The 13,622-nt window shown below is 37.8% G+C and carries 10 protein-coding genes; 4 read left to right on the forward strand and 6 right to left on the reverse strand.

Features of this window, described 5'->3' with window-relative positions; translation table 11 throughout:
• Window positions 1-320: 320 nt before the first annotated feature.
• The 4 genes from KQI49_RS03970 to KQI49_RS03985 form a co-directional block, all read right to left on the reverse strand.
• The gene (locus KQI49_RS03970; RefSeq protein WP_216487047.1) at window positions 321-677 is read right to left on the reverse strand and encodes a DUF488 domain-containing protein; all 357 of its coding nucleotides are present in this window, start codon (window positions 675-677) and stop codon (window positions 321-323) included.
• A gap of 108 nt (window positions 678-785) precedes the next feature.
• A complete protein-coding gene (locus tag KQI49_RS03975) occupies window positions 786-1,556 on the reverse strand; it encodes a TerC family protein (protein ID WP_216487048.1) in 771 nt (256 codons plus the stop codon).
• 344 nt (window positions 1,557-1,900) lie between these two features.
• On the reverse strand, window positions 1,901-3,643 hold the full coding sequence (locus KQI49_RS03980) for a phospho-sugar mutase (RefSeq protein ID WP_216487049.1): 1,743 nt from the start codon (window positions 3,641-3,643) through the stop codon (window positions 1,901-1,903).
• 126 nt (window positions 3,644-3,769) lie between these two features.
• A complete protein-coding gene (locus tag KQI49_RS03985; RefSeq protein ID WP_216487050.1) occupies window positions 3,770-4,207 on the reverse strand; it encodes a small multi-drug export protein in 438 nt (145 codons plus the stop codon).
• A 266-nt stretch (window positions 4,208-4,473) separates the two neighbouring features.
• Between KQI49_RS03985 and KQI49_RS03990 the strand changes: the two genes are divergently transcribed.
• Together KQI49_RS03990 and KQI49_RS03995 are read left to right on the forward strand one after the other, a co-directional pair.
• Complete coding sequence (locus tag KQI49_RS03990) at window positions 4,474-5,559, forward strand: AI-2E family transporter (protein ID WP_371817516.1); 1,086 nt, start codon at window positions 4,474-4,476, stop codon at window positions 5,557-5,559.
• 60 nt (window positions 5,560-5,619) lie between these two features.
• Complete coding sequence (locus KQI49_RS03995) at window positions 5,620-5,808, forward strand: SE1832 family protein (protein ID WP_216487053.1); 189 nt, start codon at window positions 5,620-5,622, stop codon at window positions 5,806-5,808.
• Between the two features lie 409 nt (window positions 5,809-6,217).
• Here the strand turns inward: KQI49_RS03995 and KQI49_RS04000 are convergent, their stop codons facing one another.
• Window positions 6,218-8,083 (reverse strand): cation:proton antiporter, encoded by a 1,866-nt coding sequence (locus tag KQI49_RS04000; protein WP_216487055.1) that lies wholly within the window; start codon window positions 8,081-8,083, stop codon window positions 6,218-6,220.
• 330 nt (window positions 8,084-8,413) lie between these two features.
• On the opposite strand from KQI49_RS04000, the gene brnQ reads away from it, so the two are divergent.
• On the forward strand, window positions 8,414-9,724 hold the full coding sequence (gene brnQ / locus KQI49_RS04005; protein WP_216487056.1) for a branched-chain amino acid transport system II carrier protein: 1,311 nt from the start codon (window positions 8,414-8,416) through the stop codon (window positions 9,722-9,724).
• Between the two features lie 186 nt (window positions 9,725-9,910).
• A complete protein-coding gene (gene recQ / locus KQI49_RS04010; protein WP_216487057.1) occupies window positions 9,911-12,055 on the forward strand; it encodes a DNA helicase RecQ in 2,145 nt (714 codons plus the stop codon).
• Window positions 12,056-12,290: 235 nt separating this feature from the next.
• Here the strand turns inward: recQ and KQI49_RS04015 are convergent, their stop codons facing one another.
• A complete protein-coding gene (locus KQI49_RS04015) occupies window positions 12,291-13,535 on the reverse strand; it encodes an aminopeptidase (protein ID WP_216487059.1) in 1,245 nt (414 codons plus the stop codon).
• Window positions 13,536-13,622: the final 87 nt, after the last annotated feature.

Consider the following 13,622-nt stretch of genomic DNA (forward strand, 5'->3'; position numbering starts at 1 on the left):
TTTGACTTGGCCAATAGAATAACCTCCCAATCGTTATATTTTTATCTTACAATAAAAAAACTGAACTGCGAAGCAAGAGTCGTACGCTCTCTCACTTACACAGTTCAGTTTACACTCCCGATAACAAATTCATGGTGGTAACCCCTAGTGCAGACTTTCGCGCCTAGGGGGCATGAGTAAGTAGGTTGCGTAACCCCTAATCGAGATTCCCTATCTTAGGGGGTACGAGTAAGTAGTTTACGTAACCCCTAGAGTAGATTTTTCAACTCTAGGGGTATTCAGTACGCTTTACTTCTCCATTAACCTTAGAAGGATAATTTCTAATCCATTATTTCCTTCAAAACTTGGGCTTGGTTATGCTCTTCATCTTTTGCTGCATATAACAAGGTTACTGTTTTGTTAGGCTTGTCTTTAACAATTTCTTTTAATTGATCAAGGTCTTTCTTCTGGTCGCCACTTTTTAGTTCTTCTTTATACTTTTTCTTGAATTCTTTATATTTATCAGGGTCATGATTAAACCATTTCCTCAAGTCTGTTGATGGGCCAATTTCTTTAAGCCATTCATCTAATTTTGCTTTTTCTTTCGAGATACCCCTTGGCCACACACGATCAACTAGAATTCGAAAGCCATCATCATCACTCGCGTCTTCATAAATTCTTTTAAGTTTTACTGACATAGAAATCCCTCCTATATCTTAAACATTCCCGTTTGTACAAAGGCTAACCCCGCTTTCAGCAGAAATCTGGCCGATTAGCTATACCTTGATAGAGATAAAATATTATTCCTACTTCGGACTGTTCACTTCCCTGGCTTCACGATTTGATGCAAACCATCCGACGACAGCGATGCCGATTAACACAATGTAAAAGGTAGATTTCCATAGTATAGAATGAGGAAAGCTTTCTGGGATTAAACTGATATCTGGATGGGCAAGGGTGATAATTATTAACTTTATTCCAACCCAACCTACAATTAAAAAGGCAGCCACTTCTAGGCTTGGACGTTTTTGGAGCAATTCAACAAAGACATTTGCTGCAAACCGCATGATAATTAGACCAATCATCCCACCGGCTAAAATAACAGCGAATTGTCCTGTATCAAGTCCACCAATATGTCCTATTCCTGAAGGTGGAAGAGCAACCGCCAAGGCTACAGCAGCCAAGATAGAATCTACTGCGAATGCCATATCAGCAATTTCCACTTTGAAAACGGTCATCCAAAAGCCACTTCCATTCCCTTTTGCAATGTCTATTTCTTCCTGCTCCCTGTTGAAATAATGATCATATAAATGCTTAATTGAAATAAATAGTAAATACCCTGCTCCAAGTGCCTGTACGTACCATACGTCTACCAGAAAAGATATAACGAATAAGGAACCGAAACGCAGGACAAATGCTCCAAGTAATCCATAAAATAGAGCCTTTCTCCTCTCCAAATGAGGCAAATGTTTAACCATAATTGCTAATACGAGTGCATTATCAGCCGCCAGCAAACCTTCTAATCCTATTAAAATAACTAATACCCATAAATATTCAAGTAATAATGTTGCTTCCATTGAACTAATCTCCTTTTAAAATACAAAAATGGTCCCACCCCATTAAAAAGTAAGGACCATTCCAATTAAAAAAAGACAAAAAGACCCTTACCAAATAATGGTAAAGGTCTCGCAAACAACATTATCCGTTGCCAACTTAAGCCGGAGATATATTCTCTCGTATTGACGACTTAAATTGTCCAGCTACTCCCCTTTAGGAATGTAATTTAATTAAACAATGTATTGAGATAAATGTCAACATTTTTTGATAAACAATTCTATGACATTAGCATATGTTTTCCTCAAAAGGAAAGAATTGATATCGTGTATCGTATAATCAATGCCTTATCATTGATGCATTTCCACTAATTTGCATCAATGATTGTCTGCAACCGACTTTCCATGTCATTTTTCAAAGTTTTAAGTCGAGTATCACTTTTTTCCTGGCTATCTTCCCGGACGCCATAATAACATTTTATTTTCGGCTCTGTACCTGAAGGTCTTAAGCAAACCCAGCTATCATTCTCAAGCAAAAATTTCAAAACATTTTCTTTCGGAAGTTCTATTGATTTACGTTCATTTGTTGCTAGATTAATATGCTCACTTGCAAGATAATCTTCAACTTGAACAACACTGAGGCCACCAATCGTTGTTATTTTCTCATTTCGATGGGTCTCCATCATTTTAGCAATTTTTTCGGATCCCTCTTTACCTTGCAACGTTATTGATGTCATTCCCTCTTGATAATACCCATGTTGTTCATATAAAAGATCTAATGCTTCAAGCAACGTTTTACCTTTTTGTTCCCAATAGTAAGCCATCTCGCATGCCATCACTGCAGCTTGTACAGCATCTTTATCACGTGCAAAACTACTTATCAAATAACCATAACTTTCTTCAAATCCAAAAACAAACGTTTCGCCTGTCGTATCAAATTCATGAATTTTTTCACCAATATATTTAAATCCTGTAAGTGTATCAATCGTTTGAACACCATACGATTTTGCCACAGTTCGCCCCATCTCCGTCGTGACAATGGATTTCAGAAGGCGAGCATTTTTATAAATCGATGGATCGGTGTGAAGAAGAATATAGTTTAACAGTAAGATTCCGAGCTGGTTGCCTGACAACACTTTATATTCTTCCGTTTGTTTATCAAAAACAGCCACGCCTAAACGGTCGGAATCCGGATCGGTAGCTAATAAAATAGTCGCATGTTTCTCTTTTCCGAGCTCAATAGCGAGTTGAAAAGCTTGATGCTCTTCAGGATTCGGTGAACTCACGGTAGAGAATTCAGGATCTGCAGTTGCTTGTTCCTCTACAAGGTGAACTTGAGTAAAATTTAATTGTTTCAAACCTTCCATAACAAGTTTCTCGGAAGTCCCATGTAAAGGAGTGAAGATAATTTCTAAGTCCTTTTCTCGCCAAAATGTATCTGAATCTAATTTAGAGATGTTTGAAAGCTGCTCAAGATAGGCATTATCAATGTCTGCACCTAACCAATCAATCAACCCTTTATCCTCCAGTTCACTTTCTTCCATAACTGGTATTTGGAACGGATTATCTATCTCTTCGACTGCGGCAATGACTTGATCAGCCTCGCCTGGAACCATTTGTCCCCCATCTTCATTATAAACTTTAAAACCATTATATTCAGGAGGGTTATGACTTGCTGTAATCATAATACCAGCTGCTGTCCCTAAATAGCGTACAGCAAACGAGAGAAGTGGTGTTGGGCGTTTTGATTCAAAAACATGTGTTTTAATACCGTGATACCCTAATACTTTTGCCGCTTCAACAGCAAATTCCCTCGATTTATAACGTGTATCATAAGCTACGACCACACCACGATCTTTTACATTCACACTGTTAACCAATATGTAGTTCGCTAGTCCAGTAACAGCCTTTCGAATTGTATAAATGTTCATCCGATTCGACCCTGGCCCCATGATGCCTCTCATTCCACCAGTTCCAAATGATAAATCCTGATAAAAGGCATCCTCTAATTCTTCTTCTTTATTTTTAAGTTGGTTTAATTCTTCCTTCAAAGAATCATCAAGTTTATTATAATGAAGCCATTGTTCGTAAGCGCTTTTCCAATTAGTCATAATGAGGTTCACCTCAGCATATTATATATATGCTCAAATTTTAACATAAGTCTAGGCTTTTTTCTATTTAGTTGTACTCTAAAATGAACTTAGTCCCAATTTAATGGGATCTTCAAATTGTCCGATTTAAACAAACAGATTAAATCCTAAGGAAGTTAATAAACCAACAGCAAACACCCATATGGCAATACTAATGCCCATCCATAAAATCATATTCTGCCTTCTCGCACCCATTGCCATACCTATGAAAGCAGCAATATGAGTCCCCAGCAAAATTGGACCGAGAAAGGCAAGTCCAATCACTCCATATTTCTGAAAAAGTTTGACGGCACGCACGCTTTTCTTGGATGGTTTATCTTGCTTTTGGCGACGACGAACGTACCACAATTTTAATCTGTCAAATGCAATGACGACAGGAATCAGTGTAACCATATTACCAATAAACGCTGTAATCATGACAATGGCTGGAGATAGACCCCAAATAATACCGAGTGGCACAACAGCGAGCACTTCAATCCACGGAATAGCTGCACCAATAAAAACTAGGACATACTTATAAAGCATTGCCTCAACTCCTACCCAATGACTCACCGCCAATATACCCTATAACCGCTTAATTGAACATTATTTTGACTTTTTTGGAGTGATTAAGCGTTTGAACACTTCTCCTACTCACTCCACATTCGCTTTACACTATTTTTCTATGAAAATAGTTTTTTGCGGTTTAATTTCAACCATTATTGTTAAATATAGTAGGAGATGTGTCTTTACTTTCACTTCCTTAGTTTAATCGGTAATATATACATATAATATAAAGGTAGGTTGTGATAGTGTTGGTTAATAAACGTTGGTTTCAGTTTCTCACCTTTCTCATTATGCTTTTTCTATTAATCTGGCTGATTTCAGTAACAGACTTTATTTTCGATCCGATGTTTAAATACATAGGCGCAGTAGCTTTTCCCTTTATTGCTGCAGGCATTCTGTATTATTTAACACGGCCTATTTTGTCGTTCCTTGAAAGATTCAAAGTGCACCGTACAATTGCGATTATCATAATATTTATTCTAATTCTTTTTGTAGGTCTCATTATCGTTAGATATATTGCTCCGATTGCACAATATCAATTTATGAATCTGATGAACAATATTCCTAAAATGGTAGACTGGGCGCAAGATTTAATTAGTTACTGGCAAGCTAACCAAACAACGATACCAAAGGAAATCAATGATACTATTACACATGTGACGAATAATTTACAAACGTATATTGAAAATATCTTCAATTATATTTTTGATTTTATTGGTGGATTAATCAGTTTTGTTACATCTTTAATTCTTGTACCTTTTTTCTTATTTTTCATGTTAAAAGATGGGGAAAAATTTCTCCCTTTTATCACTCGTATTTTTGAAAAGAAAAAAGCCGAAAATATTCGGAGCCTTTTAAGCAAGATTGACCATACATTAGCTTCGTTCATCCAAGGGCAACTGATCGTTAGCTTTATTCTAGGGGTGTTGCTTTTTATTGGTTATCTGGCCATCGGGCTTAATTACTCATTAACGCTTGGCTTGTTTGCGATGATGATGAATGTCGTCCCATTCATTGGTCCTTTCATAGCCGTCATCCCAGCCCTTATTGTGGGCGCATTCCAAGACCCGATGATGATTATTTGGGTGGCGATTGTCACGCTGATTGGTCAACAAGTTGAGAGTAATCTAATCTCCCCAAATGTCATGGGTCGCGCATTAAATATGCATCCGTTAACCATTATTACGGTTATTTTAGCGGCTGGTAGTATTGCTGGATTTATTGGTATTTTATTTGCGGTGCCGTTTTATTCAGTCATAAAGACAATTATTGTTCATTTTTATGGAACCTATCGGGATTCTAAATCTAATGATGAGGATGCGTTAATTTAGGAACTTATAATTGTTTCAGAATACTTTTTTCGCTAGACTGTCTTTAAGGAGTGATCATATATGAACGATGAAAAGAAGGAACTTGAATCTAAATTAATTGAATTAAAATCCGATTATGTACGCATACAAAGTGATATGGATAAATTAGAGTATGTCCGTGGACGTGTGTCGTCGGCGGAAGAGCAGTTGATACGTCTTGAAAAAGAAATTGCTGATGTGAATGAGGAATTAGATAAATTTGATGAATAAGAACAAAAGCGCATGGCGCCCGGTTAGCAACGTACAAGCTGGAGAAGGCCTGACGAGATAAAGGAGACTTGAAGAGCGGAGCGATTCAAAGTCGACTTATCGTAGGAAGGCATTCGAAACTTGATAGTTGCTGGGCGCCTCGCACTGGACGAACAAAAGCGCGGGACGCCCGGTTAGCAACGTACAAGTTGAAGAAGGCCTGACGAGATAAAGGAGACTTGAAGAGCGGAGCGATTCAAAGTCGACTTATCGTAGGAAGGCATTCGAAACTTGATAGTTGCTGGGCGCCTCGCACTGGACGTGGCCAATTGCAGCATAAAGTTATCCACAGATGTTTTAATGTTATAGTTTCCTACATAATCTAAAAGCAGTGAGTAAAATATGCCTCACTGCTTTTAGATTTCAATAATTAGTTTCGTGTATTTAGATTAGGTTTTCCATTTATGCGCTGGCTTTTTAGTTTTTGTTCGATTTTTTCTTGTTCTTTAATAGGCGGTGTTAAGCTAACAATCCTGTCTCCGGCTCCTGGTACTGTACGCATTTCTTCGGAATAAAATTTTATCTGACCAGAAGGCTTAATTAAATATAAGAAAACAGTTGAGTTGTCTTTTTCTTCAACGTAGCGAGCATATGAAAATTGCTCGGTGATTGTTGTTTGCCTGAATATATATTTTTGCCTTATCTTATCCGTTAGATCTTCCATTGTAAATCGTTTATCAAATAGAATTCGTCCACCAACTTGGGATACCATGTCTTTCGGCTTGCCATCATCGTCAAATGGACTAATTTTAAATACATTTGCACGACCATATTCTGGCATGAACGTTGTACAAACAAGAGCATTATATGAATTACTGTCTGTTGCAGCAATTAAATATTCATATGGGATGGTATCCAAATTATATTCAGTTTGTTCTGAAAGCATGTCGCCATGATAAAATGGTACACCTGCTTCACGAGCGATACGCAGTCGCTCCCAGTTATTATCAACAATAATGACCGGTGCTTTAGCCTTATCAAGTGATTTAGCTAATTGAACTGTAAAAATATTGCTTCCTACAATCAAAGTACCCGGCTTTCCTTCCATTGATAAGTTTAACTTCTTAGCTAATCCACGAATTGAGAACCCATGCGCCACCACCGTGAATATTACAAGTGCAAACGTAAGGGTTGTTAAAATGGAAGCACCTTGGTAGCCCTCTTCTGCAAGAATCGTTGCGAAATAGCCTGACACCGTTAACGCGACAATTCCCCTTGGTGCAATCCAACCAACTAAAACTTTTTCATTTAAGGATAGATTCGTACCTATTGTTGATAGGAATATAGATAATGGTCGTACTGCAAACATCATTAAAAGTACATAACCAATAATATTCGGACTGAAAATTTGTAAGATCGTCTCAATTTTTAAAGATGCTGTAAGCATGATGAAAATTGCTGAAATGAGGAGAATCGAAATATTTTCCTTAAAATGCCTCATATCGGCAACAGAACTAATTCCCATATTTGCAAGTGTGATTCCCATCGCAGTGACTGATAGTAATCCTGTTGATTGAATGATTTCATCCGGAATCGTAAAGCAGAGAATAACTACTGTAAACACAGCGGGAGATTTCAAAAATTCGGGAACATGCCCTGTTTCAAACATCCAGCCAATCCCCCGTCCGCAAAGCCAACCAAGGGCAGCAGAGAAAATGGACACTCCAAAGAACATTAATAGTCTCATGGCATCTGGCTCATTAGCAGTTAAAAATGTTATGATTTCAAAAGCAAATACTGCGAGCAATGCTCCAATTGGATCAACAACGATACCCTCCCATTTTAGGATTTTCGCGGGGCGTGGTTTCAGTTTAGACTGTCTAAGCAACGGCATGATGACAGTTGGACCAGTAACGATAAATAATCCACCGATAACAAATGCAGTTGCCCAAGCTAACCCTGCAATATAATGGGCCGTTAAAGAACCAAGAATCCAGGCAATAAAAGCCCCAATGGTGGAAATACGGACTAATGGTTTACCAAGTCCTCTTAATTCCTTAAAGTTAAGACTTAAGCTTCCTTCAAAAAGAATTATAGCTACCGCAATTGAGATAATCGGATCATATAGATCACCAAAACTTTGCTCTGGATTGATTAGACCAAGAATAGGCCCGACTAATAACCCAGTAGCAGACATAATCACAATAGCAGGCATACGATAACGCCACGCTACCCATTGAGACCCGATACCTAAAATACCTATTAACATAATCTCAAATAATATGGATGGGATCATATTTCTCCCTCCTGTTCACCTATTTTTGACGAGTAAAGCGACACTCTTACTCAAATATAAAGAACAGTTTATAGTGGATTGCTATAAAAGTAAACCGTTATTTTATATTTATATTAGTCTGACCTCAATAAAGGTGATGGTATCAACATTCCCCAAAGAAATTTATTTTACTTTTTAACCTTAAAGGGATCTTGTTTTTATTTGAAAACCTTTCCATTGACAAAGTTCGACAATCACTTGTAAAATTACCTTGAATTCTGAAAAGTTTTGTTAATTGCGCTTTTTATTAGCTGTATATTCTAAAAACATAAAGTATTACGAGGAGTTCTTATGAATAAAAACACATTTATAGTTGGCTTTATGCTTTTTGCACTGTTTTTTGGAGCAGGAAATTTAATCTATCCACCTACACTCGGCATTGAATCTGGAACATCTTATTGGGGAGCTATTGGTGGCTTCCTGATAACAGGAGTTGGTCTACCTGTTCTTGCCGTCATGGCTATTTCATTTGTGAAAGATGACGCAAGAGAGCTGGCGAATGTCGTTCACCCTACTTTTGGCCTCATTTTCACATCAATTGTTTATCTTGCCATCGGCCCCTTTTTCGGAATTCCGAGAGCTGCAACAGTTGCCTATGAAATGAGTATCGTTCCATTTACTGACGTCTCGGCTGTTGTTCTATTAATCTTTACAATTATCTTTTTTGTGCTCGTTGGTTTAGTAAGCCTCAATCCTAGTAAGATTGTTGATTTAATCGGACAAATGCTGACTCCCATTCTACTGCTTGCTATATTGGGGTTAATCATAGGTGCTTTATTTTTACTTAGCGGGACACAGATGGCTCCCATTGATGGTTATACATCTGCTCCTTTTTTCACCGGGTTTATTGAAGGCTACTTAACGATGGACGCCATTGCTGCTTTAGCTTTCGGTATTGTTGTAGTGAATGCCTTTAAAGAAAGAGGTGTGATGACTCAAAAAGGACTCGTCAAAGCGACCGGTAAAGCAGGCGTCATTACAGCAATCGGCTTAATTATTGTCTATTCGGCACTAGGATGGATTGGTTCTAAAATGGCCAGTCATGGTGATTACACGAATGGCGGTGAAATTCTATCAGCTGCCGCAAATAATATGTTTGGTAGTTTTGGTGCCCTTTTATTAGGTATTATCGTTGCCCTAGCATGTTTTACCACTTGCGTTGGACTAGTTGTCGCCGCGGGCCAATTTTTTGAAAAGGTGACACCTTTCTCATACAAATCAATCGCATTAATTGTTACGGCTGGGAGCTTCATTATTTCAAATCAGGGACTCGAAACAATTATAAGTTATTCTGTTCCTGTCTTAGTGTTTATATACCCCATCGCTATTGTGTTGATTATTCTACCGTTTATTAGTAGATTCATTCCTCAGCGAAAAGCTTTTTACCGAGGAGCAATCTTCTTTACATTCTTTATCAGCCTTTATGATGGACTGACGGAATTTGGTTTGGAAATGCCTGGCATTACACCCTATATGGAAGTGATTCCATTTTTGGAAATAGGCCTAGGCTGGTTAATCCCTGCTATTATTGGTGGGCTGCTTGGAATAATGATTGGACAACTGTCTACTAAATCAAAAGATTCTAAGCATGGAGCTGCTTGATAAAAAAACAATAAATCCGAACGGTGATTTTCAATCGTTGCTCGGATTTTTTCATCCTGTTTTCCAGCTTTTTTGTTAGTTTTTTTACAAAAACTAAGCACAAATATATTTTCTTTGCTAAAAAATATACTTTTCTCACTTACTGATATAAGTTATGGTAGGATATACACATAAAGGAGGATGGGAATGATTGCTCAAGAAGAAAAAATCCTACAAACTTATTTTGGTTATGAATCATTTCGACCAGGTCAAAGAGAAGTCATCGACCATGTTATACATAGAAAAAACACCTTGGCCGTCATGCCAACAGGTGGCGGAAAATCATTATGTTATCAAATACCTGGCCTATCCCTTGAAGGGACCGCAATTATTATCTCTCCGCTTATCTCTCTTATGAAAGATCAAGTCGATGCACTGCTATCCCTCGGTATTCCAGCTACATTCATCAACAGTTCTCTTTCTCAGGCCGAACAACAAACCCGGCTTCAAGAAATGGCTTTAGGGAATTATAAATTTGTTTATGTAGCTCCGGAACGTTTTGAATCAACTTTATTTGTAAATGCTGTTCGAGGACTTTCCATTTCTTTAGTCGCTTTCGACGAAGCACATTGTATTTCCCAGTGGGGGCATGATTTTCGACCAAGCTATCGCTCAATCGTTCCAAATTTAAGACGACTAAATAATATTCCTGTATTTGTCGCTTTAACAGCAACGGCTACAGAAGAAGTCATTTTTGACATTCAATCTCTATTAAGCATTTCAAGTGAGGATGTCGTTAATACGGGATTTAAGCGCGATAACTTATCATTTCATTTAGTTAAAGGTCGTGATAAGGCTGCCTATATTCACTCATTTTTAAAAGAACATGCGTCCGAATCAGGTATCATTTATACCGCTACCAGAAAACAAGCCGATCGTTTGTATGAACAATTGAAGTTAAAGGGATCCAAGGTAGAAAAGTATCACGCTGGGTTATCTGAAGATGAACGTAAACAAGCTCAAGCCGCGTTTATTCATGATGAAAAAAATATTATGATTGCAACGAACGCTTTTGGAATGGGGATTGATAAATCGAATGTACGCTTCGTGATCCATTACGCTATGCCGATGAACATTGAATCTTATTATCAAGAAGCGGGAAGAGCGGGACGAGATGGTGAACCAAGTGACTGTATTTTGCTCTTTTCACCCCAAGACATCCAACTGCAAAAATTCCTTATTGAACAATCACTTATGGATGATAAAGCAAAGCAGAGTGAATACAGCAAACTACAAGCAATGATTAATTATTGTCATACACACAGCTGCCTTACCAGCTTCATCCTTAATTATTTCAATAATACAACCACAAAAGAAATCTGTGGCCACTGCAGCAACTGTGTGGATCGACAAGAAAAAACAGATATGACCGAAGAAGCACAAATGATTCTGTCATGTGTTAAGAGAATGGGAGAACGTTTTGGAGTTGGCATGACCGCGAAAGTGTTACGCGGTTCAAATGATAAAAAAATTCGCGAGTTCAAATTGAATAGTATTTCCACCTATGGTTTACTTTCCGCCTATACCGAACGTGAACTGACAGAATGGATCAATTTTTTAATTGCTGAACAAGTGCTTGCAACAGAAGAAGGAAAATATCCCACCTTAAAACTGAATCATAATTCGGTTGAAGTACTAAAAGGTAAACGAAAAGTATGGATGTTCACTCCTAAAGTGCCAACTCAAACAGAAATTGACTATCACGAGGATTTGTTTGAAAGCTTACGCGCCCTCAGAAAAAGATTAGCAGATGAAAAAAACGTGCCTCCTTATGTTTTATTTTCAGATGTGACTTTAAAGGAACTGAGCCGCTATTTTCCTGGAACAAGAGAAGATATGCTAGAAATTAAAGGAATTGGCGAGAAAAAGTATGAACAATATGGTGATAAGTTTTTAGAGGCGATTCAAACTTGGCGAAATGAGAATCCAGATGCTAAAAAGCGCATTCAAATTTCTAGTGAGAGTCCAGTTGCCAAACCGAAACGGACAAAAGATGATCGGCCAAGTCATATGATCAGCTATCACCTTTTCCAATCAGAAAAATCTATTAAAGAAATTGCAGCTATGCGAGATTTTTCTCAACAAACAATTGAGAGTCATATTTTCAAAGCATTCAAAGGTGGACATCCCATCTCTTGGAATATCTTTTTTAATGATGATGAAGAAGTAAATATTTTAAAGGCGCGTGAAGAAATTGATGTACCAAAACTCAAACCGTTACGAGAAGCCCTTCCAGAGGATTATAACTACACGAAGATAAAAGCAGTCCTTGTTAAAAATGGACTGATGTAGGTAAGATAACGACGAGTGTTCGAACGGAAAGATAAACTTAGTTATGTTATGTGACCGGTCGGTGCTAGTAAGAGCTAAAACAGGAAAATAAACCTCGATTGTGCGATGGGGAATGTAAGACCTGTTGTAAAAAAAGTAAAAACATTTATCAGAATCAGGAAAAATTAAGCGGCTTTAGCTCTATAAAATGCAGAGTTAAAGCCGCTTAAAACATCATCAACAATAAAAGTCACGCTTATTTTCCTTTAACATCCATTGCCCATGTTCCATTACGGAAAACAGCTTCGGTCGTACCATCTTCTTTAACACCATCGATATCCAACTTTTCGGATCCAATCATAAAATCAACATGAGTAAGGCTATCGTTTACGCCATGTTTATCAAGCTCTTCCTCGTTCATTTCAGAGCCACCCTTAAGATTGGTCGGATAAGCCTTACCAAGCGCAATATGGCAAGATGCATTTTCATCAAATAGTGTATTATAAAAAATCAGACCCGACTGAGAAACAGGTGACTCATGTGGGACAAGTGCAACCTCACCAAGTCGAGTGGCCCCTTCATCAGTATCAAGTAAATGCTTCAAGGTTCCTTCACCTTGAGCGGCTTTATAATCAACGACTTTTCCGTCTTTAAACGTTAAGCTAAAGTCGTCAATTAGGCTACCACCATAATTTAAAGGTTTTGTGCTCGCCACCGTTCCAGTGACACCATATTTATGTGGTAAGGTGAACACTTCTTCTGTTGGCATATTCGGATTAAACGTAATCCCATTTTCAGAAACAGCTGAACCACCTTTCCAGATATGTCCTTCAGGAAGTTCAATTTCTAAGTCGGTACCCGGAGCTTTAAAGATTAGCTTTTTGTAACTCTTCTCATTCAAAATTTCACGTGCTGTTTCTAATGTTTTATTGTGCTTACCCCAAGCTGCTACGGGATTATCTTGATCAACACGAACAATTTTAACAATCGCATCCCATAAACTTTCCATCGCATCTTCACGTGACTTGTCTGGGAAAATCTTTTGTGCCCAATCACCTGTCGGAATAGAGATAATCGACCATGTAATTTTATCGTTCATTGTATGTTTACGGAAATTAACCATTGCTTTTGCAGCGGCTCGGTTAGCTTTAGCAACCAGTGACGGATCAATATTTTTAAGTAAGTCAGGGTTCGTTGAGCGTATAGATAACACTGCCGCACCATCTTCTGCATAATAGTCATGTAATTTCACTTTCCATTCAGGATAGTTAGCTATGACTTCTTCGGGGGCATTTTCATATTTTAATAAGGTCAATTCATCGTCCACCCAATTTATATGTACATCTTTCGCTCCCATTTCATATGCCTTTCGAACAACTTTCTTCGTAAACTCTGCACCTTCAATAGGTGCATTAATCATCAACGCTTGCCCTTTTTGTAAGTTAACTCCCGTTTTCAAAGCTAATTCAGCGTATTTATCTTGCATCTGTTGGTTGACCATCATTAAACCTCCATAAAGAATATAATTGAAATATTTATCTATTTGCTATTATTTCACAAAATTCCCATGACTACAATTATTTATTGG

The sequence above is a fragment of the Virgibacillus sp. MSJ-26 genome (assembly GCF_018918075.1).
Classification (GTDB): Bacteria; Bacillota; Bacilli; order Bacillales; family Amphibacillaceae; genus MSJ-26.

Excerpts from the sequence above, each read along its gene's own strand:
- KQI49_RS04000 (WP_216487055.1), bottom strand. The coding sequence starts at position 8,083 with ATGATCCCATCCATATTATTTGAGATTATGTTAATAGGTATTTTAGGT.
- brnQ (WP_216487056.1), top strand. The coding sequence starts at position 8,414 with ATGAATAAAAACACATTTATAGTTGGCTTTATGCTTTTTGCACTGTTT.
- KQI49_RS03975 (WP_216487048.1), bottom strand. The coding sequence starts at position 1,556 with ATGGAAGCAACATTATTACTTGAATATTTATGGGTATTAGTTATTTTA.
- KQI49_RS04015 (WP_216487059.1), bottom strand. The coding sequence starts at position 13,535 with ATGGTCAACCAACAGATGCAAGATAAATACGCTGAATTAGCTTTGAAA.
- KQI49_RS03970 (WP_216487047.1), bottom strand. The coding sequence starts at position 677 with ATGTCAGTAAAACTTAAAAGAATTTATGAAGACGCGAGTGATGATGAT.
- KQI49_RS03995 (WP_216487053.1), top strand. The coding sequence starts at position 5,620 with ATGAACGATGAAAAGAAGGAACTTGAATCTAAATTAATTGAATTAAAA.
- KQI49_RS03980 (WP_216487049.1), bottom strand. The coding sequence starts at position 3,643 with ATGACTAATTGGAAAAGCGCTTACGAACAATGGCTTCATTATAATAAA.
- recQ (WP_216487057.1), top strand. The coding sequence starts at position 9,911 with ATGATTGCTCAAGAAGAAAAAATCCTACAAACTTATTTTGGTTATGAA.
- KQI49_RS03985 (WP_216487050.1), bottom strand. The coding sequence starts at position 4,207 with ATGCTTTATAAGTATGTCCTAGTTTTTATTGGTGCAGCTATTCCGTGG.